The sequence below is a fragment of the Micromonospora sp. WMMD729 genome, assembly GCF_049315225.1.
Taxonomy (GTDB): Bacteria; Actinomycetota; Actinomycetes; order Mycobacteriales; family Micromonosporaceae; genus Micromonospora.
On the sequence record NZ_CP186059.1, the window covers coordinates 4,477,520 to 4,496,232 of the forward strand.

The 18,713-nt window shown below is 70.4% G+C and carries 17 protein-coding genes and 1 tRNA gene; 7 read left to right on the top strand and 11 right to left on the bottom strand.

Going from position 1 to position 18,713, the window contains the following annotated elements; genetic code table 11:
* Positions 1-3: 3 nt before the first annotated feature.
* The 7 genes from ACN263_RS20330 to ACN263_RS20360 form a co-directional block, all read right to left on the bottom strand.
* A complete protein-coding gene (locus tag ACN263_RS20330; protein ID WP_422735957.1) occupies positions 4-717 on the bottom strand; it encodes an ABC transporter ATP-binding protein in 714 nt (237 codons plus the stop codon).
* Positions 704-1,645, bottom strand: coding sequence for an ABC transporter ATP-binding protein (locus ACN263_RS20335; protein WP_422735958.1), 942 nt, complete (start codon positions 1,643-1,645; stop codon positions 704-706). The genes ACN263_RS20330 and ACN263_RS20335 overlap by 14 nt, the downstream gene beginning before the upstream one ends.
* A complete protein-coding gene (locus ACN263_RS20340; protein ID WP_422735959.1) occupies positions 1,638-2,795 on the bottom strand; it encodes a branched-chain amino acid ABC transporter permease in 1,158 nt (385 codons plus the stop codon). The genes ACN263_RS20335 and ACN263_RS20340 overlap by 8 nt, the downstream gene beginning before the upstream one ends.
* Positions 2,792-3,775 carry a branched-chain amino acid ABC transporter permease gene (locus ACN263_RS20345; protein WP_422735960.1) on the bottom strand — a complete coding sequence of 328 codons (984 nt, stop codon included), beginning with the start codon at positions 3,773-3,775 and terminating at the stop codon, positions 2,792-2,794. The genes ACN263_RS20340 and ACN263_RS20345 overlap by 4 nt, the downstream gene beginning before the upstream one ends.
* 66 nt (positions 3,776-3,841) lie before the next feature.
* A complete protein-coding gene (locus tag ACN263_RS20350; protein WP_422735961.1) occupies positions 3,842-4,993 on the bottom strand; it encodes a branched-chain amino acid ABC transporter substrate-binding protein in 1,152 nt (383 codons plus the stop codon).
* A gap of 366 nt (positions 4,994-5,359) precedes the next feature.
* Positions 5,360-6,547, bottom strand: coding sequence for a hypothetical protein (locus ACN263_RS20355; protein ID WP_422735962.1), 1,188 nt, complete (start codon positions 6,545-6,547; stop codon positions 5,360-5,362).
* Positions 6,548-6,592: 45 nt separating this feature from the next.
* On the bottom strand, positions 6,593-7,216 hold the full coding sequence (locus ACN263_RS20360; protein ID WP_355049623.1) for an ANTAR domain-containing response regulator: 624 nt from the start codon (positions 7,214-7,216) through the stop codon (positions 6,593-6,595).
* A gap of 96 nt (positions 7,217-7,312) precedes the next feature.
* Here ACN263_RS20360 and ACN263_RS20365 point away from each other — a divergent pair.
* The 3 genes from ACN263_RS20365 to ACN263_RS20375 all read left to right on the top strand — a co-directional run bounded on the left by ACN263_RS20365 (position 7,313) and on the right by ACN263_RS20375 (position 8,963).
* Positions 7,313-7,389: transfer RNA gene (locus ACN263_RS20365), tRNA-Leu, on the top strand.
* Positions 7,390-7,424: 35 nt separating this feature from the next.
* On the top strand, positions 7,425-8,174 hold the full coding sequence (locus tag ACN263_RS20370; RefSeq protein ID WP_422735963.1) for a transcriptional regulator: 750 nt from the start codon (positions 7,425-7,427) through the stop codon (positions 8,172-8,174).
* Positions 8,175-8,294: 120 nt separating this feature from the next.
* A complete protein-coding gene (locus ACN263_RS20375; RefSeq protein WP_422735964.1) occupies positions 8,295-8,963 on the top strand; it encodes an NAD-dependent epimerase/dehydratase family protein in 669 nt (222 codons plus the stop codon).
* Here ACN263_RS20375 and ACN263_RS20380 read toward each other — a convergent pair whose 3' ends face one another.
* On the bottom strand, positions 8,964-10,142 hold the full coding sequence (locus ACN263_RS20380; RefSeq protein ID WP_422735965.1) for a trans-sulfuration enzyme family protein: 1,179 nt from the start codon (positions 10,140-10,142) through the stop codon (positions 8,964-8,966).
* Positions 10,143-10,225: 83 nt separating this feature from the next.
* On the opposite strand from ACN263_RS20380, the gene ACN263_RS20385 reads away from it, so the two are divergent.
* On the top strand, positions 10,226-10,705 hold the full coding sequence (locus tag ACN263_RS20385; protein ID WP_422735966.1) for an Lrp/AsnC family transcriptional regulator: 480 nt from the start codon (positions 10,226-10,228) through the stop codon (positions 10,703-10,705).
* Between the two features lie 45 nt (positions 10,706-10,750).
* The gene (locus tag ACN263_RS20390; RefSeq protein ID WP_422735967.1) at positions 10,751-11,761 is read left to right on the top strand and encodes an LLM class flavin-dependent oxidoreductase; all 1,011 of its coding nucleotides are present in this window, start codon (positions 10,751-10,753) and stop codon (positions 11,759-11,761) included.
* Between the two features lie 199 nt (positions 11,762-11,960).
* On the opposite strand, the gene ACN263_RS20395 is transcribed toward ACN263_RS20390, so the two are convergent.
* Complete coding sequence (locus ACN263_RS20395; RefSeq protein ID WP_422735968.1) at positions 11,961-14,246, bottom strand: cellulose binding domain-containing protein; 2,286 nt, start codon at positions 14,244-14,246, stop codon at positions 11,961-11,963.
* 238 nt (positions 14,247-14,484) lie between these two features.
* Here ACN263_RS20395 and ACN263_RS20400 point away from each other — a divergent pair, with 238 nt between their 5' ends.
* On the top strand, positions 14,485-15,924 hold the full coding sequence (locus ACN263_RS20400; protein ID WP_422735969.1) for a pyridoxal-dependent decarboxylase: 1,440 nt from the start codon (positions 14,485-14,487) through the stop codon (positions 15,922-15,924).
* Between the two features lie 262 nt (positions 15,925-16,186).
* Here ACN263_RS20400 and ACN263_RS20405 read toward each other — a convergent pair whose 3' ends face one another.
* Positions 16,187-17,206, bottom strand: coding sequence for a sulfite exporter TauE/SafE family protein (locus ACN263_RS20405; RefSeq protein ID WP_422735970.1), 1,020 nt, complete (start codon positions 17,204-17,206; stop codon positions 16,187-16,189).
* Positions 17,207-17,355: 149 nt separating this feature from the next.
* Entirely contained in the window at positions 17,356-17,820 is a 465-nt protein-coding gene (locus tag ACN263_RS20410; protein WP_030334362.1) for an RrF2 family transcriptional regulator, read from the bottom strand.
* 224 nt (positions 17,821-18,044) lie between these two features.
* On the opposite strand from ACN263_RS20410, the gene ACN263_RS20415 reads away from it, so the two are divergent.
* Entirely contained in the window at positions 18,045-18,707 is a 663-nt protein-coding gene (locus tag ACN263_RS20415) for a YceI family protein (protein ID WP_422735971.1), read from the top strand.
* Positions 18,708-18,713 lie beyond the last annotated feature (6 nt).

Genomic DNA, 18,713 nt, shown 5'->3' on the forward strand with positions numbered 1-18,713 from the left:
GGCTCAGGCCACGCCGAGGTACGCCTCCTTGACCGACGGGTCGTGCAGCAGGTCCTGCCCGGACCCCTCCTTCACGATCCGGCCGGTCTCCAGCACGTAGCCGCGGTGCGCCCGCGACAGGGCCTGCTGGGCGTTCTGCTCGACCAGCAGGATGGTCGTACCCTGCTGGTTGATCTCGGTGATGATGTCGAAGATCTGCCGGATCACCAGCGGGGCGAGACCCATCGACGGCTCGTCGAGCAGCAGCAGCTTCGGACGGCTCATCAGCGCCCGACCTACCGCGAGCATCTGCTGCTCGCCGCCGGAGAGGGTGCCGCCGGCCTGCTTGCGCCGTTCGGCCAGCCGCGGGAAGAGGGTCAGCACCCGGTCCAGGTCGGCGGCGATGCCGGCGGAGTCCCGCCGGGTGTACGCCCCCATGTCCAGGTTCTCCATCACCGTCATGCCGGGGAAGATCTGCCGACCCTCCGGCGACTGACACAACCCCCGCACCACCCGAAGGTCGGCCCGGAGCTTGCTGATGTCCTCGCCGTTGAACGTGATCCGCCCGCCGGCGAGCGACCGGGTCCCGGAGATGGCCCGCATGGTGGTGGTCTTGCCGGCGCCGTTCGCGCCGATCAGAGCCACCACCTCACCCTCGTCGACGGTGAGGCTGATCCCGTGCAGCGCCTCGATCCGGCCGTACGCGACGGCGACGTTCTCCAGCTCAAGCAGGCTCATCGGCGGGCTCCCCCAGGTACGCGGCGATCACCTTCGGATCGCGACTGACCTCCGCGGGCGCACCCTCGGCGATCTTGCGGCCGAACTCCAGCACCACGATCCGGTCGGTGACGCCCATGACGAGCCGCATGTCGTGCTCGATGAGCAGGACGGTCAGACCCATGTCACGGATATTGCGGATCAGGGTGAGGAGCTCCTCCTTCTCCGCCGGGTTGAAGCCGGCGGCCGGCTCGTCCAGGCAGATCAGCTTCGGCTCGGTGGCCAGCGCGCGGGCGATCTCCAACCGCCGCTGGTAGCCGTACGGCAGGTTGCGGGCCTCGTCGTTCGCCCGGTCGGCGATTCCGACGAAGCGCAACAGCTCCAGCGCCTTGGCCTCGGCGGCCCGCTCCTCCAGGATGTGCCGCGACAGCCCGAAGATCTTCGCGGCCGACAGGCGCACCTGCTGCCAGGTCCGGGCGAGCCCGGACGCGGCGGTGACCTGGGGCAGCTCCTCCGGCTTCGGCCGTACCCGGTAGAGCCGGAACAGCGCCCCGGGCACGCTCGTCTTGTGCCGCGAGTCCGTCCCGACCATCACGTTCTCCAGCGCAGTCATCTCGGGGAAGAGACGGATGTTCTGGAACGTGCGGGAGATGCCGAGCTGGCTGATCTGGTGCGGCTTGCGGCCGGTCACCTTCTGACCCCGGAACCGGACCGCCCCGGAGGTCGGCCGGTAGACGCCGGTCATCACGTTGAAGCTGGTGGTCTTGCCGGCGCCGTTCGGTCCGATGAGACCGAGGATCTCACCCTCGTAGATCTGGAAATTGATCTTGTCGAGGGCGACCACGCCGCCGAAGCGCAGCGTGACGTCGTCGACTTCCAGCAGCACCTGCCGCGGCCCCGGCTGGGTCGGGATCTTCGGCGTCACGGTGTCGGTGGTCTGGTCAGACATGAGCGGGCGCCTCCTCTGCCTCGGCCGCGCGGTCCTTGAACTCGCGGGCCCGCCGCCGACTGGGGATCAGACCCTGCGGACGCAGGATCATCACCAGCACCATGGCCAGACCGAAGACCAGCCACCGGTAGTCGGCGAAGTCGCGGAACCGCTCCGGCAGGTACGCCAGCAGCACCGCGCCGAGCGAGACACCGAGCATGTTGCCGGAGCCACCGACCACGACCATCGCGACGAAGAGGATGGACAGGTTCGCGTTGAACTGCGTCGGGTCGATGAACGCGTTCCGGCTGCCGAACAGGAAGCCCGACAGGCCGCCGAGCGCCGCGCCGATGGCGAACGCCCAGAGCTTGAACTTGAACGGGTACACGCCCATCACCGCGGCGGCGTCCTCGTCCTCGCGGACCGCGAGCCAGGCCCGGCCCACCCGGCTGTGCTCCAGCCGACGGACCAGGAACACCATGACCAGCACGAACGTGATCGCCAACCAGTACCACGGCTTCGCGTCGATCAGACCGAACACCTTGTTGTCCGGCGACGGCGCGCCCTCCGGACCGGGGATGGCCGAGATGCCGACCGGCCCGTTGGTCAGGCCGGTGGCGTTGCGGGCCACGATCCGGATGATCTCGCCGAAGCCCAGCGTCACGATGGCCAGGTAGTCACCGCGCAGCCGCAGCGTCGGCCAGCCCAGCAGCACCCCGGAGACCATCGTCAGCACGATCGCGATGAACAGACAGATCGCCCAGGTCACCGCCCACGTCGGCGGCAGGTCGAACTCCTGCTGGATCCACTTCACCACCGGGGAGTTCACCGAACCGAACAGCGCCACGCTGTACGCCCCGATGGCGAAGAAGCCGATGTAGCCGAGGTCGAGCAGGCCGGCGAGGCCGACCACCACGTTCAGGCCGATCGCGACCAGCACGTAGATGGCGCAGACGAAGAGCACACCCGCCCAGTTGTTACCGCCCTGGATCGAGTCGGTACGCAACCAGGTCAGGCCCGGGATGCCGAGCAGCGGCAGGTAGTAGAGGATCGCCACGAAGGCGACCAGCCCGAGGGCCTGCTGCCACTTGGTGAGCGCCCGCCAACGGTCGCCGATGCCGGTCAGCAGCGTCACCCGACGCTGATCTGCGGAGCGAATCTTGTCGATCATGCGCGGGCCCTCCCGAGCGACTCGCCCAACAGACCGGTGGGCCGGAACATCAGCACCACGATCAGCACCACGAAGGCGATGACGTCCTCCCAGTTGGACGCGAACAGGGTGGCGCCGTAGACCTCGACGATGCCGAGGAACAGACCGCCCAGCAGCGCGCCGCGCAGGTTACCGATACCGCCCAGGACGGCAGCGGTGAACGCCTTCAGACCGAGCACGAAGCCGATGCTGTTCTGGGTGAACCCGAACCGCATGCTCCACAGCAGAGCCGCGGCGCCGGCCATGATGCCACCGAGCACGAAGATCAGCATGATCACGCGCTCCTGGTTGACACCCATCAGCGCGGCCGTCTCCGGGTTCTGCGCCACCGCCCGTACACCCCGGCCGTACCGGGTGCGGTTGATGAACCAGTCGAGCACCGCCATCATGGCCACGGCCGCGATGAACACGATCAACTGGATGTTCGTGATCGCCGTGTTGCCGATCGTGAACAGGGTCTCCTGCTGGATGATCGTCGGCATACCGACGATCTGCCGGGGCCGGCCGAACACGTCCGGCAGCGCGCCACCGAGGAGTTCGGGCAGCACCTGTCCGAAGAGCTCCACGAACACCAGCGACAGACCGATCGCGGTGATCAGGAAGATCAGCGGCGGGGCGTTCTTGCGCCGCAGCGGCCGGTACGCGACCCGCTCCAGCGCGAGCGCCGTGCCGCCGGACGCGACCGCCGCGACGATCAGGCCGAGGACCAGGAACAGGATGGCCTGTCCGATCGGCGGGTTATTTTCCACCCCGAGCTGGTTCCACAGGATCAGCACCGCGAAGGTGCCGACCATGAAGACCTCGGAGTGCGCGAAGTTGATCAGACGAAGGACGCCGTAGACGAGGGTGTAGCCAAGGGCGATCAGGGCGTAGATGGCGCCCTTGGAAAGGCCATCGACCGTGTGCTGGCCGAGATGACCGATCAGTTCATCGAAATGCACCGGGGGTCTCCTTGAATCGAGCGCGGCCGGGGTGAGACACCCCGGCCGCACTCCATCGCCATGGCGTCAGCTGAGCTTGAGCTCCTGCAGCGGCTCGATGGCCTCGCCCTTGATCTGGTAGGCCCAGATGACGACCTTCGACGGGTCGACGTCACCCTTGGAGTCGAACTTGATGTACTTCGACACACCCTGCTTGTCGTACGACTTCACGTACGCCAGGATGTCCGCCCGGGTCTTCTTGCCGTCCTTGAAGGCGTCCAGGTAGATCTTCGCGCCGTCGAAGCCCTCAGCACCGTAGGAACCCGGCGCGATGCCGTACTCCTTCTGGTAGTCGGCCGAGAAGGTGCCGCCGGCCTTGTCGGCCGGGAGGCACGGGCAGGTGATGATCGCGCCCTCGGCGCCACCGGAGGCGCCCTTCGGGAACGCCGGGTCGTACAGACCGTCCGGGCCGACGAACTTGGCCTGGACGCCGGCGGCGCGCATCTGCTTCACCAGCGGCGCGGCCTCACGGGTGTAACCGCCGTAGAAGACGTAGTCCGCCTGCGCCGACTTGATCTTGGAGATGGTGGCGTCGAACTGCGCCTGCCGCTCCTGGATCTTGTCCTTGTTGACCACCAGCGGGCCGAGCTGCTTGCCCAGCTCGTCGGTGATGCCCGCGCCGTACGCGCTGGCGTCGTCGACCATGAAGACCTTCTGCGCGTTCTGCGCCTTCAGGTAGCTCGCCACCGCGCCGGCCTGCGTGCCGTCGTTGCCGACGACCCGGTAGAAGGACGTGTTGCCCTTCTGGGTGAGGTCCGTGCGGGTCGCCGACGGGCTGACCATCGCCAGGCCGGCCGCCTGGTAGATCGGCATGGTGGCGTCCGACTCACCGGAGAAGTGACCACCGATGACACCGAGGAACGACTGGTCGCCCGCGATCTGGTTCGCGAACGGGGTCGCGACCGCCGGGTCGCCCTGGGTGTCGAACGGGACCATCTCGACCTTGCAGTTCGGGTTCGCCTCGTTGAACTGCTTCACGGCGAGCTTCGCGCCGTTGAGCGACGGGATCACCAGACCCGCGTTGTCACCGGTGAACGCGCCGAAGATCGCGATCTTGCCACCGCAGTCACCGGACGCGGTCCCACCGTCGCCGCCACCGGAATCCTGGCAACCAGCCGCGACCACCAGGGTCGCGGCAAGCGCAACGGTGCCCAGCGCCCGTACATAGCTTCGCCTCACGGCTTCCTGACCTCCTCCAGATGCGGACGCGGCTGACCCGTCGTGACGGCGACAGCGCGCAGACCCGCAGATCCACCCACCCCGCAGGGACGCCCCCTGCGTAACGGCTCGTGATGGCGGAGCGTACCGACACCGCACACCGTCCCGGAAGGGCTGAACGTGGGGTCTGCGAAACCGTTACGAAGATGCGGGCAATCCTGTCGATGCGCGTAACAGGTGAATCCGTCGATCGGTCCTTAAGCCCGCGCCTGATGGGGGGCCATACCTACCCAGCCGGGCCCAAAAATCCCCCCGGATAGCCGGCCTGACCAGCGCAAACAACAGAGGTCCAGGTGTCCAACAGGTGAGACGACCGGGCCCCCACCGTCAGCCGCCCACCCCAGTGGACCACCACAGGCCGGACCGCGAACCGTCGTCCACCGCCACCCACCACCGGTCACCCACGGCCACCACGGCCACGTCCCGGTCGGCACCGGCTGTCACCTCCGACGGCAACGCGGCCTCCCGCCACGACCCACCCCGGTCGGTCGACACCCACACCGAGTAGCGCGCCCCGTCCGTCACCGCCGCGAACAACCGACCATCCGCCGCCACCAGCGACGCCACCTGCGGCACACCCGCGTCCGACCGCCGCCCGAACGCCCCCGCCGACACCCAGCCGGCCGCCTCCTGCCGCCACGCGCCGAACGTCGCGCCCCGCAACCCGACCGCCACCGGCACCCCGTCGGCAAGCGCCACCCGCTGCAACTCCTCGTACTCCGGGCCACCCGGCAAGACCGTGCGCTGCCACGACCGCCCGTCCGGCGACGACCACACCGCCGGATCCCGGTCGATCCGACCAGCCGGCAACAGACCACCCACCGCCAACCAGCCCGACGACGTCGCCACCGCGTCGAACGCCCAGGTCACCCCCGCGGCGTCGCTCGCCAGGCCCGGGGCGCCCTCCACCAGCGCGAAATCCGCCGCAGCCGGCGACGACACCCAGGACGCCGCACCCGCCGACCGGTTACCCACGATCAACCAACCCGACGGACCCGCCGCCAGGCGGGACACGTTCACCGCCTTCGGCCCGCCGTACGTCTCGAACGACGCCTGCACCTCGACCAGCGCGCCGTCGGCCACCTGCCGCCAGGTGCTCACCCGCGGATAACCGTGCGCCCCGCCGACCTTCGCGCCGATCACCGCCGCCCGACCGTCCCGACACGCCACCGACGACAGCACGTTCTGCTTGCCGTAGAACGAATCCGCCCGCACCGGCAGCACCGACCACGTCGTACCGTCCACACTGGTCCACGCCGCCGGACGGGTCCCACCCGACACGTCCACGACACCACCGACCAGGAACCAGAGGCCCGCGCACGCCGCCGCATCGCGTACCAGCAGGCGACCCGCGCCACCCGGCGGCGCCGGCAGCGTCACCGCCTGCCACGCCGGCCGCGACGCCGGACCGGCGGCGGCCGTCGACCCACCGCCGCTCGGCCCGGACGGACCGTCACAGCCCGCCAGCAGCAGCGCGAACAGGCCGAACACCGCGATCACCCGTCGGACGGACACCCGTCGATGCTAACCACCACCGGCCGCCCCGGCGGCCCCGCGCGGTCAGACGCTCGGCTGCTGCGCCACCTCGCCGCCAGCGGTCTCCGCGAGGATCCGCTCGGCGACCTCCTTCATGGTCATCCGGTGGTCCATCGCCGTGCGCTGGATCCACTTGAACGCCTGCGGCTCGGTCATCCCGTACGTCGTCATCAGCGCGCCCTTGGCCCGCTCCACCGTCTTACGGATCTCCAAGCGGTCGGTCAGGCTCGCGACCTCGGCCTCCAGGGCCGCGACCTCCGAGTACCGCGACAACGCGATCTCCACCGCCGGGACCAGGTCACTCTTCTGGAAAGGCTTCACGAGGTACGCCATCGCGCCCGCCGCCCGCGCCCGCTCCACCAGGTCCCGCTGACTGAACGCGGTGAGGATGATCACCGGAGCGATCCGCGCGCCCGCGATGCGCTCGGCGGCGGCCAGCCCGTCCATGATCGGCATCTTGATGTCGAGGATGACGAGGTCGGGCTTCAGCTCCTCGGCGAGGCGCACGGCGGTCTCGCCGTCGCCGGCCTCCCCCACCACCTCGTAGCCCTCTTCGACGAGCATCTCGGCGAGGTCCAGCCGGATCAGCGCCTCGTCCTCGGCGATCAGCACGCGCCTGCGCTCGGCATCCGTCGGCGTCTCAGCCACCAGCCCTACCCCCACCAGTTCGAACCCGACACCCGCCCAGCCGGGTGTCACCGCCCTCAGCGTAGTAGGTAATCTGTTGGGGCCGAATCACGGAGCGCCCTCGTAGCCCAACGGCAGGAGGCAATGGATTCAAAATCCATACAGTGTGGGTTCGAATCCCACCGAGGGCACCACAAAAGATGTCGTACGGGTGTTCGAGAATTCTCTCGTGCATCCACCCGAGATTCGCGCACGAGCACGGCAGATGCTCCTGGCCGGCAACACCATCGCCGACACCGCCCGCGCCAACGGCCTGCCGTATGAGACGGTCTGGCACTGGTGCAACGACCGCCCCGAAGCTCGCTTCGAGGGCACACAACACCGGTGTTTCCGCTGCCGGGAAGGTGTCGACAGTCCGACAGACCCTGCCGCCTACGTCTACCTGCTTGGCCTCTATCTCGGTGACGGCCACCTCGTCACGACGGCGCGGGTGCCGGTCTTGCGGATCTACTGCGCTGATGCCTGGCCCGACCTCATCGAAGCCTGCGACGTGGCGATGCGCGCGGTGCTCGCCACCAAGGTGCAACGCGTGCAGAAACAGGGCTGCGTCGGTGTGCAGAGTTACGGCACGCACTGGCCCTGCCTGCTCCCTCAGCACGGTCCCGGCAAGAAGCATGAGCGGCCGATCGTCCTGGCAGACTGGCAACGGCCGATCATCGAAGGCCACCCGGGCCACTTCGTGCGCGGGTTGTTCCACTCCGACGGCTGCCGGTTCGCCAACCGGGTGACCGTGCGGGGCAAGGAGTACGTCTACCCGCGCTACATGTTCACCAACGAATCGACCGACATCATGGGGCTCTGCCAGTGGAGCCTCGACCTGCTCGGCGTCGCCTGGCGAATGAACCGCCGCAACTCGCTGTCGGTGGCGCGACGCGACGCGGTCGCCACCCTCGACCGACACGTCGGCCCAAAATCCTGACCAGCCGGCCAGCCCGGTGATCATGAAGTTACGCCGACACGCCGATGTCGCAGGCAATACCTTCATGATCGACCGGCGTAGGGGCGGCGGCATCCGGCGTGGGAGCCTGTGGCGGGACCGATGACAGGGGTGGATCTGATGCGGGTGGTCGTCTTCGGGGCGACCGGCATGGTGGGGCAGGGCGTGCTGCGGGAGTGCCTGCTCGCCGACGACGTGCGGGAGGTGCTCACCATCGGCCGCCGGCCGACCGGCAGGCAGGACCCGAAGCTGCGCGAGGTGACCGTCGCCGACGTGGGTGACCTGGAATCGGTACGGGCGGAGCTGACCGGCATCGACGCGTGCTTCTACTGCCTGGGCGTCTCGTCGCTGGGCCTGGACGAGGCGACGTACACCCGGGTGAGCTACGACTATCCGCTCGCCGCGGCGCGGTTGCTGGCCGAGGTGAGCCCGCAGGTCACGTTCGTTTACGTCTCCGGCGTCGGCACCGACTCGACGGGGCAGGGCCGGGTGATGTGGGCGCGGGTGAAGGGCCGCGCCGAGAACGCGATCATGGAGCTGTTGCCGAACGGGTACGCGGCGCGTCCGGGGTTCATCCAGCCGACGTACGGGTCGGTGTCGCGGACGCGGGCCTACCGGATCGGTTACGCGGTGACCCGTCCGCTGTTCCCGGTGTTGCGGCGGCTGCTGCCGAACCAGGTGACGACGACGGACGGGATCGGCCGGGCGATGCTGCGGGTGGCCCGGGAGGGCGCGCCGACCCGGGTGTTGGGCAACCGCGAGCTGCGCTGATCAGGCGATCGCGGCGAGCGCCTGGGCGAGGTCGGCACGCAGGTCCTCGGGGTCTTCGAGACCGACGGAGAGGCGTAGCAGCGCGCCGGCGGGCTTGGCGTCGCCCTCGACGGGTCGGTGGGTGAGCGAGGCGGGGTGCTGGATGAGGGTGTCGACGCCGCCGAGGGACACGGCGTGGGTGATGAGCCGGCAGGCGGCGGCGACGGTGGCGGCGGCGGGCGCGCCACCGCGTACCTCGAAGGCCAGCAGGCTGCCGGGTCCGGACATCTGCCGGCCGACGAGCGCCGCCGGGTCGTACACCGAGGGGTGGTGGACCCGGTGTACGGCGGGGTGGTCGGCAAGCCAGCCGGCGAGTTTCTCGGCGGTGGCCTGTTGGGCGCGGACCCGTAGCGGCAGGGTTTGCAGGCCGCGGTGCAGGAGGTAGCCGCCGAGGGGGTGCAGGATCGCGCCGGTGACGGCGCGGACCTGGCGCAGGCGGGTGGCCCAGGTGTCGTCGCAGGCGATGACGCCGGCGAGGACGTCGCCGTGGCCGCCGATGCTCTTGGTGGCGCTGTGCAGGACGAGGGCGGCGCCGTGGCGGGCGGGTTGTTGCAGGACGGGGGTGGCGACGGTGTTGTCGACGAGCAGGGGTACGTCGCCGGCGGCGGTGGCGAGGGCGGCGATGTCGACGAGGTCGAGGGTGGGGTTGGCGGGTGTCTCGATGACGACGAGGGCGGTGTCGGGGCGGATGGCGGCGGCGACCTGGTCGGGGTGCGCCCAGGTGACGGTGGTGCCGAGCAGGCCGGTGGCGAGGACGTGGTCGGTGCCGCCGTAGAGGGGGCGGACGGCGACGATGTGGCGGTGTCCGTCGCGGGTGGCGGCGAGCAGGGTGGCGGTGAGGGCGGCCATGCCGCTGGCGAAGGCGACGGCCTGGGCGGTGCCCTCCAACTCGGCGAGGGCGGTTTCGAAGCGGGCCACGGTGGGGTTCCAGAGCCGCTGGTAGACGGCGCTGGCGTCGGCGGGGAGGGTGCCGCCGCTGGCGAGGTGTTCGTAGGCGTTGCCGCCGTCGTCGACCGAGGGCAGCGGGTTGGTGGTGGACAGGTCGATCGGTGGCACGTGTACGCCGAGCGTGCGCAGGTCGTCGCGGCCGGCGTGTACGGCCCGGGTGTCCACCGTCGTCATGCCGGTAGGGTCGAACATCTGCCGGCTTATAGGCAACGGTTTGGTGGATGATTCTGCCGGTGGCCCTGGTTTTGGTCGTCGATTCGGGGGACGATGCTCCGATGCCCCCTGAACCGAACGATGTGCGGCGGTATCCGCCGCTGGACGAGGTGGACCGCGCGATCCTCACCGAGTTGGTGGCGGACGGTCGTTTGCCGAACAACGCGCTCGCCGAGCGGGTGGGGGTGGCGCCGTCGACGTGTCTGACGCGTACCCGGGCGTTGCGTGAGCGCGGGGCGATCCGGGGTTTCCACGCGGAGGTGGACCCGGCGGCGTTGGGCCTGCCGTTGCAGGCGCTGGTGTCGGTGCGGTTGACGGCGCACGAGCGGGCGGCGGTGGACGCGTTCCGGGCGCGGTCGGTGCGGCTGCCCGGGGTGGTGTCGGTGTTCCATGTGGCGGGCGCGGAGGACTACGTGCTGCACGTACGGGCGGCGTCGGGTGACGCGTTGCGGGATTTCGTGCTGGACCATCTGGCGGTCGACCCGGTGGTGCAGCACACCCAGACCAGCCTGATCTTCGAGCAGGCGCGGGGGGTGGGCTGACCGGCGGCCGGAATGAACGGGCAGGCCGGGGAGTTGGCACAACGTGTGATCACCGTACCGTTGTCTGTTCTTGATCTTGCCCCGGTCGCTCGGGGCGCCACCGCCGGCGACGCCCTGCGGGCCACCACGGAGTTGGCCCGACGCACCGAGGAGCTGGGCTACCGCCGGTTCTGGGTGGCCGAGCACCACAACATGCCGGCGATCGCCAGCTCCGCGCCGGCGGTCCTGCTGGCGCACCTGGCGGCGAACACGTCGACGATCCGGCTGGGTTCGGGTGGGGTGATGCTGCCCAACCACGCGCCGCTGGTGGTGGCCGAGCAGTTCGGCACCCTGGAGGCGCTGCACCCGGGCCGGATCGACCTGGGTATCGGCCGGGCGCCGGGCACCGACCAGGTGGCCGCGCTGGCGTTGCGGCGCACCATGGAGGGCCTGTCGGCGGAGGGTTTCCCGCGCGAGCTGGCCGACCTGATGAACTACTTCAGCGGCGAGAAGCCGGGGCAGATCGTCGCCACCCCGGGCCGCGGTGAGCAGCCGGCCGTGTGGCTGCTGGGGTCGAGCGGCTTCAGCGCGCAGCTCGCCGGTCTGCTGGGTCTGCCGTTCTCGTTCGCGCATCACTTCAGCGCGGCGAACACGCTGCCGGCGCTGGCGCTGTACCGGCAGAACTTCCGGCCGTCGCAGTGGCTGGACGAGCCGTACGCGATGGTGGCCGTCAACGCGGTCTGCGCCGACACCGACGAGCGGGCCGAGTGGCTGGCCGGGCCGAGCGCGCTCTCGTTCCTGAAGTTGCGCTCCGGACGCCCGGAGCCGCTGTCGACGCCGGACGAGGCGGCGGCGTACCCGTACACGGAGTTCGAGCGGGAGTTCGTGCTGCAGCGGCGCGAGGGTCAGGCGATGGGTTCGCCGGAGACGGTACGGCGGCAGCTCGGCGAGTTGCAGGAGCGCACCGGCGCGGACGAGTTGATGCTCACCACGCTGGTGTACGACGTGGCCGACCGGGTGCGGTCGTACGAGTTGATCGCCGAGAAGGTCGCCGGGGGCCTGCGCCGGGACGCGTGAAACACGATCTTCACGTCAGCGTCACTCCCGCGACCCGGACGGTGCCTAATGTTGGTGCCGGTGGTGGTACGGCATTCCCGGTCGGGACGGGTCGGGAATGCCGCGGTGTGGAGCACCGGGCTGCAGCTGTGCGGATTCCGCGGCTGCGGCCCGGTGCCTGCCACCTTAGGCGAACGCGATCAGTACCGCCAGGGTCAGATCAGCGTAGGTAGATGTTCGGGGTGGGTGGACCCGACATCTGGTCGCCGATGAAGAAGCCCGGGTGTGGCGGCTGGTTGTAGGCGGTGTTCTGCCACGCGATGGCCACCCGGTACTGCGGGTCGTGCATGAGCGTGTAGATCCGGGTGCTGGTCGGGGTGGGTGTGCTGTAGATGCGCAGCGCCCGGCTGTCGGTGGTCCGCCAGATCACCTCCTCGCGCCAGTCGCCCAGGATGTCGCCGGAGAGCGACGGCGTGGACTTGGTGCCGTTGTTGGACGCGACCCCGCTGCCGTCGAGCAGTCGGGTCTCGCCGCCGGTGCCGTACTTGTCGATCTTCGTGGCGTCCAGCAGTTCGCGGACCGGGTCACCGTCCCACCAGGCGAGGAAGTTCGTCGACGACGGCTTGCGGCCGATGTTCTGCCCACGGGTGTTGGACAGCCCGGAGACCGCCGCCGACCAGGACTCCGCGCCGGGGCTGCCGGCCCAGATGTCCGCGGAGACACCCCGGCCGTTGTCGCCGGAGGCCGGCGTGGACCACAGGATCTGACCGGTACGCGCGTCCGCGAACCAGGAGCTGGGCTTGCTGCCGTCCTCGTCGACCTTGAACACCTCCAGGCCGGCGCGGCCCGGGTCGAGATCCCCGACGTGCAGGGCGTCGCCGTGCCCGTTGCCGGTGGAGTAGAGCAGCCGACCGTTGTCGTCGATGGTGGCGGCGCCGTAGACGATCTCCTGGCGGCCGTCGTTGTCGACGTCGGCCACGGAGAGCTGGTGGTTGCCCTGTCCGGCGGCCGCGCCGTTGCCGGAGGAGTTCGAGTCGAACGTCCAGCGCTTGGTCAGCGACCCGTTGCGGAAGTCCCAGGCCGCGATCACCGCCCGGGTGTAGTAGCCCCGCGCCATGATCAGTGACGGGCGCTGGCCGTCCAGGTAGGCGGTGCCGGCGAGGAACCGGTCGACCCGGTTGCCGTACGAGTCGCCCCAGGACGACACGGTGCCGCGCGGCGGGTCGTAGGTGACGGTGGACGCGATCGCGCCGGTCTGGCCGTTGAACATGGTCAGGTACTCCGGGCCGGACAGCACGTAGCCGCTGGAGTTGCGGTAGTCCGCCGACGACGAGCCGATGAGCTGGCCGGTGCCGGAGCGGGTGCCGTCGGCGGTCTTCATGGCCACCTCGGCGCGGCCGTCACCGTCGTAGTCGTACACCTGGAACTGGGTGTAGTGCGCGCCGGCCCGGATGTTGCGGCCCAGGTCGATGCGCCACAGCCGGGTGCCGGTCAGGGTGTACGCGTCGACGTAGACGTTGCCGGTGTAGCCGGACTGGGAGTTGTCCTTGGCGTTCGACGGGTCCCACTTGAGGACGATCTCGTAGCTGCCGTCGCCGTTGAGGTCGCCGACGGAGGCGTCGTTGGCGCTGTAGGTGTAGCTCTCCCCGCTGGGGGTGGTGCCGCCGGGTGGCACTTGGAGGGGCACGTCCAGGTAGCCGTTGGCGAACTGCAGGGCGGGCGCGGACGCCGCCTGCTCGGTGCCGCCCACCACGGCCCGCACGGTGTACGTCGAGCCGGCCGCCGCGCCGCTGTCGAGGTAGTTGGTGGCGCCGGTGATGGGGTTGGCGTTGACCTTGGTGGTGCCGCGGTAGAGGTTGAACGACACGCCGGAGGTCTCGGTGCCGAGCAGCCGCCAGGAGACCAGGTTGCCGTTGCCGGAGCGGACGCTGACCAGCCCTCGGTCGAGGTTCTCGAGCTGTTTCGCGCCGGCCGGCGGGTTGGTGGGCGGCGGCGTCGTCGGCGGCGGGGTGGTCGGTGGCGGAGTGGTCGGTGGCGGAGTGGTCGGTGGCGGGGTGGTCGGGGCCGGAGTCGTCGGCTCGCCCGTGGGGGGCGCGCCGGTGCAGGTGACGCCGTTGAGCGTGAAACTGGCCGGCGCCGGGTTGCTGCTCGTCCAGGAGGCGTTGAACCCGAACGAGGCGGTGCCGTTGGTGGCGAGCGCGCCGTTGTAGTCGACGTTGCGGGCGCTCACCTGCGCGCCGGACTGGCTGACGGTGGCGTTCCAGGCCTGGGAGACCTGCTGGCCGGCGGCGTACGACCAGGCCACGGTCCAGCCGTTGATCGGGTCGCCGAGGTTGGTGATGGTGACGTTGGCGCCGAAGCCGCCCTGCCACTCGTTGGTGACCTGGTAGTCGACGCGACAGCCGACGGCGGCGGCCGAGGCGACGACCGCACCTGCGGCGCCGGCCACGACGGCCGCTGCCGTCGCGGCGGCGAGCACGGTCAGCCGTTGTCTTGACGGGTGCATGAACTGCCTCCGGGGGATCCGGTGGTGACCGCTCTGGTCCACCTGCCCTGCCCGGGTGGCGCGGTGGACGGCCCGCCGCGGCGGCGGCGAACGGCGATCTGGTCGGGGGTTGACGCCCTGGTACTCGGATCCGGCTCAGCCGCATCGTAGGGCAAGCGCTTTCCGGTCCGCAATATCGACGACTGTCACGCCGTGCGGCTCTTGACCGTCCCCCACGCCACCTGATCGACTCGGCCGGGTGAACGCCCCGCACATGGACCCGGACGAGTTCCGCCGCGCCGGCCACGCCGTCGTCGACTGGATCGCCGACTACTGGACGACACTGCACCAGCGACCGGTCACCTCCGCCGACCCGCCGGGCACGGTGGCCGCTGCCCTGCCGGGCTCCCCGCCGACCGCGGGCGGTGAACCGGTCGAGGCGGTCCTCGCCGACCTGGACGCCATCGTCCTGCCGGGGCTGACGCACTGGCAGCACCCCGGCTTCTTCGGCTACTTCCCGGCCAACACCTCCGGTCCGAGCCTCCTCGGTGACCTGGTCAGCTCCGGTCTCGGGGTGCAGGGCATGATGTGGGCGACGAGCCCGGCCTGCACCGAACTCGAGACGGTCATGATGGACTGGCTGGCCGAACTGCTCGACCTGCCGCCGCGCTTCTCGTCGACCGGGTCCGGTGGCGGGGTCATCCAGGACTCGGCGTCCTCGGCGACCCTGGTGGCCACCCTCGCCGCGCTGCACCGCGCCAGCGGGGGTCGCTGGCGCGGCGCCGGCATCGACCGGCGCTACCGCGCGTACACGTCGGTGCACGGGCACTCCTCCATCGAGAAGGCCGCGCGGATCGCCGGGCTGGGCGCGGACGGTGTCCGGGCGCTCGACGTGGACCCGGACACCCAGGCGCTGCGCCCGGACGCGTTGCGCGCCGCGATCGAGGCGGATCTGGCCGTCGGGGACGTACCCGCCATCGTCGTCGCGACCATCGGCACCACCTCCACCACCGCCATCGACCCGGTGGCGGAGATTGGGGCGATCTGCGCCGAGTACGGCGTCTGGCTGCACGTGGACGCGGCCTACGCGGGGGCCGCCGCCGTCTGCCCCGAGCTGCGCTGGTCGCACGCCGGTCTGGAGTACGCCGATTCGTACTGCTTCGACCCGCACAAGTGGCTGCTCACCGGCTTCGACTGCGACGCGTTCTGGGTCGCCGACCGCAGCGAGCTGGTCGAGGCGCTGACCGTGCTCCCCGAGTACATGCGCAACGCCGCCTCGGAGTCGGGCGCGGTGCTGGACTACCGGGACTGGCAGGTACCCCTGGGTCGTCGGTTCCGGGCGCTGAAGCTGTGGTTCGTGCTGCGCTGGTACGGGGTCGAGGGGCTGCGGGCGCACATCCGTTCCGGGGTCGCCCTGGCCGCCCGGTTCGCCGATCACGTCAGCGCCGACGACCGGTTCGAGCTGACGGCGGCGCACCCGTTCTCGCTGGTCTGCTTCCGGTTGCGCGCCGACGACGACACGAACGCCGAACTGCTGGCCTCGGTCAACGCCACCGGGCGGGCGCACCTGACCCACACCCGGGTGGCCGGCCGGTACATCCTGCGGCTGGCCGTCGGCTCACCACAGACCACCGAGGCACACATCGACGAGACGTGGACGCTGCTCGCCGAGGCGGCGGACAAACTGCTCACGCGCTGACGACCCGGACGCCGCATCTCGCCCTCTGGGGCGAGCCTGCTCGATCAGCTCGTCCGGGTGCTCAAGCACACCCCCGGTCTCCCCGGGCAGCGGTGCCAGTCACACGAGCCTGATGCCTGTGAGTCATCTTGATGACTCACAGGCATCACGCTCACCGGGGTAAGGCGGCCCGCCGTGAGCACCGGCGGGTGGCCAAGGAGATTCGCCCCAGCGACGCAGCGACCACCGAGTCGACCGCCGTCACCAGCAGCCGACGCGCGGGTCAGCGCGCTCCCGGAGTTCCCGCCACGCTGAGGTCGGCCGGTGCGCTGCCGTCGGCAGCGCCGGGGATGACGGCGGCCGGCTCGGGAAGCATCGGCAGTCCAGCGGCGGGTGCCGGGGCCGTCGCGGTGGCAGCTGCGGCGGCCGCTGCGGTGGCACGGGCTCGACGGGTGCGGCGCAGGGCCCGTACGGCGAAGAGCAGCGCGGTCAGCCAGCCGGCGGCCAGCAGGGCGTAGAGGGTGGGGCGGAGCGGGCCGTCCAGCTCGGCGGAGCGGATCAGGGTGCGGGCGTTGCTCAGCACGATGACGCCGCCGACGGCCGCGCCGAGCAGTTGGGCGGGGACGATGCGGACCAGCCAGGCGGCCAGCGGAGCGGCGATGAGCCCGCCGATCAGCAGGGCCACGACGGTGGGCAGCAGGAAGCCCTCGGCGCCCAGCCCGATCAGGAAGCCCACGCTGGCCGCGCCGGCGACCACGAACTCGGCGGTGTCGACCGAGCCGATCACCTTGCGCGGCTCCATCCGGCCGGAGACCAGCAGCGCGGGGGTGGCCACCGGGCCCCAGCCCCCGCCGCCCGTCGCGTCGACGAAGCCGGCGACCAGGCCGAGCGGGCCGAGGAATCGTCCGCGCAGCGGCCCGCCGACCCGGCCGGTGCGCAGCGGCCGGGCGAAGCGCACCAGCAGGTACGTGCCCAGGGTGAAGAGGATGGCGGCCATCCACGGCGCGGCCGCCTCGGTGGAGATCGAGCTGAGCAGGGTGGCGCCGGCGAACGCGCCGATCGCGCCGGGCAGCGCGATGCGGGTCACCACCCGCCAGTCGACGTTGCCGAATCGCCAGTGCGCGACCCCGGCGGCGAGCGTGGTGCCGATCTCGGCCAGGTGCACCGACGCCGAGGCGGCGGCGGGAGCGACCCCGACGACCAGCAGCAACGTGGAGGAGGTCAGCCCGTACGCCATGCCGAGCGAACCATCGATCAACTGCGCGACGAGCCCGACCAGAGCGAGGACCAGTAGCTTGCGCACGAGCGCCCCCTGACTTTTCGGTATCTCCTATCGACTTGGTCGACAATGCGGCACGGTGGAGCCGGGGTCAAGTGTCTGATCGGTGGATGGGACGCCGGCAGGTCAGCGCCGAGGCGTCAGCCCCGGACGGCGTCAACCCCGGTGAGAGGTCAGATCCAGGCGCGGGGGTCGGCGGCCAGCTCGGTGACCCGCGCGGGCAGCGCGCCCGCGGCCACGTCGGCGACGCTGACCAGCTCCAGGATCTCGCGCTCGCTGGCGCGCAGCGCGATCCACACCTCCTGCAGGGCACGGGCCGGGCCGTGGTAGCCGAGCTGTTCGGGGCGCTGCCCACGCACGTGCGCGAGGGGCCCGTCGATCACCCGGATCACCTCGGCAAGGGAGATCTCCTCGGCCGGGCGGGCCAGCCAGTAACCGCCCTCCGGGCCGCGCTGGGCGTGCACGATGCCACCCCGGCGCAGTTGCAACAGGATGCTCTCCAGGAACTTCGGCGGAATCTCCTGCGCACGGGCGATCTGGTCGGCGGTGACCGGCCGACCCCGCCCGGGGCCGCTGGCCGTCGCGGCCAGTTCGGCGGCCGCACGGAGGGCGTAGTCGACCCGGGCGGAGAGACGCATGCCGGCAAGGTTAGCCCGCAGGTCATCCGCCGGGACCGGCGGCCCTCGGCCGATCGGTCACGCATCGACGAATAACCAATAACGAGGTACGCCTTGATCCACTACCCGGTGGGGCCCGAAAGGACGATTCCGAAGCGTCCTTATGCTGGGCGGGCAGTATGCCTGTCCGACCGGTCAGCGGGGTTCGGGCCGGACATTGAACAACCCGGGGGGAAGGCAACACGATGACCGATGTCGCCACACGCACCTGGGATGGCATGACCATCCCGATCGCCGGCACCTACCGCCTCGATCAGGCGCACAAGCGGATCGGTTTCCTGTCCCGTCACATGATGGTGAGTCCCGTTCGCGGCGAGTTCGCCGAGGCGACGGCGGAGATCACGGTGGCGGAGGATCCGCTGCGCTCCGGGGTGACCGCCACCATCGCGGCGGCGAGCATCTCCACCGGGAGCGCCGACCGGGACACCCATCTGAAAAGCGCCGACTTCCTCGATGTGGAGCGTTATCCCACGCTCGAATATCGAAGCACGGGCATCGCGTGGCAGAGCAACGACGACCCGATTTTCTACTGGGCACGCCTGCGTAGCAACCGACTCGGTGGACGAGGCAGAAGTCACAATCCCCCGCCGCAATCCGAGCCCAATCGATTTGTGCTCGCCGGTGAGTTGACGGTGAAGGGGATCACCCGCGCGGTGAACCTACAGGTGAATTTCGGCGGCGCGCGTCGTGATCCGTACGGGCAGAACATCTTCGGATTCAGCGCGACCGCGGAGATCAACCGCGAGGACTACGGCCTGCTCTGGAACGTCGCGTTGGAGAGCGGCGGCGTCCTGGTCGGCAAGACCGTGCAGATCGAGATCGCCGGCGAGGCCATCCACCAGGCGTGACCGGTC

Bases quoted from the DNA above. Each gene is read 5' to 3' on its own strand.
- ACN263_RS20330 (WP_422735957.1), bottom strand. From the start codon at position 717: ATGAGCCTGCTTGAGCTGGAGAACGTCGCCGTCGCGTACGGCCGGATC.
- ACN263_RS20335 (WP_422735958.1), bottom strand. From the start codon at position 1,645: ATGTCTGACCAGACCACCGACACCGTGACGCCGAAGATCCCGACCCAG.
- ACN263_RS20340 (WP_422735959.1), bottom strand. From the start codon at position 2,795: ATGATCGACAAGATTCGCTCCGCAGATCAGCGTCGGGTGACGCTGCTG.
- ACN263_RS20375 (WP_422735964.1), top strand. From the start codon at position 8,295: ATGACAGGGGTGGATCTGATGCGGGTGGTCGTCTTCGGGGCGACCGGC.
- ACN263_RS20380 (WP_422735965.1), bottom strand. From the start codon at position 10,142: ATGTTCGACCCTACCGGCATGACGACGGTGGACACCCGGGCCGTACAC.
- ACN263_RS20385 (WP_422735966.1), top strand. From the start codon at position 10,226: ATGCCCCCTGAACCGAACGATGTGCGGCGGTATCCGCCGCTGGACGAG.
- ACN263_RS20395 (WP_422735968.1), bottom strand. From the start codon at position 14,246: ATGCACCCGTCAAGACAACGGCTGACCGTGCTCGCCGCCGCGACGGCA.
- ACN263_RS20410 (WP_030334362.1), bottom strand. From the start codon at position 17,820: ATGCGTCTCTCCGCCCGGGTCGACTACGCCCTCCGTGCGGCCGCCGAA.
- ACN263_RS20415 (WP_422735971.1), top strand. From the start codon at position 18,045: ATGACCGATGTCGCCACACGCACCTGGGATGGCATGACCATCCCGATC.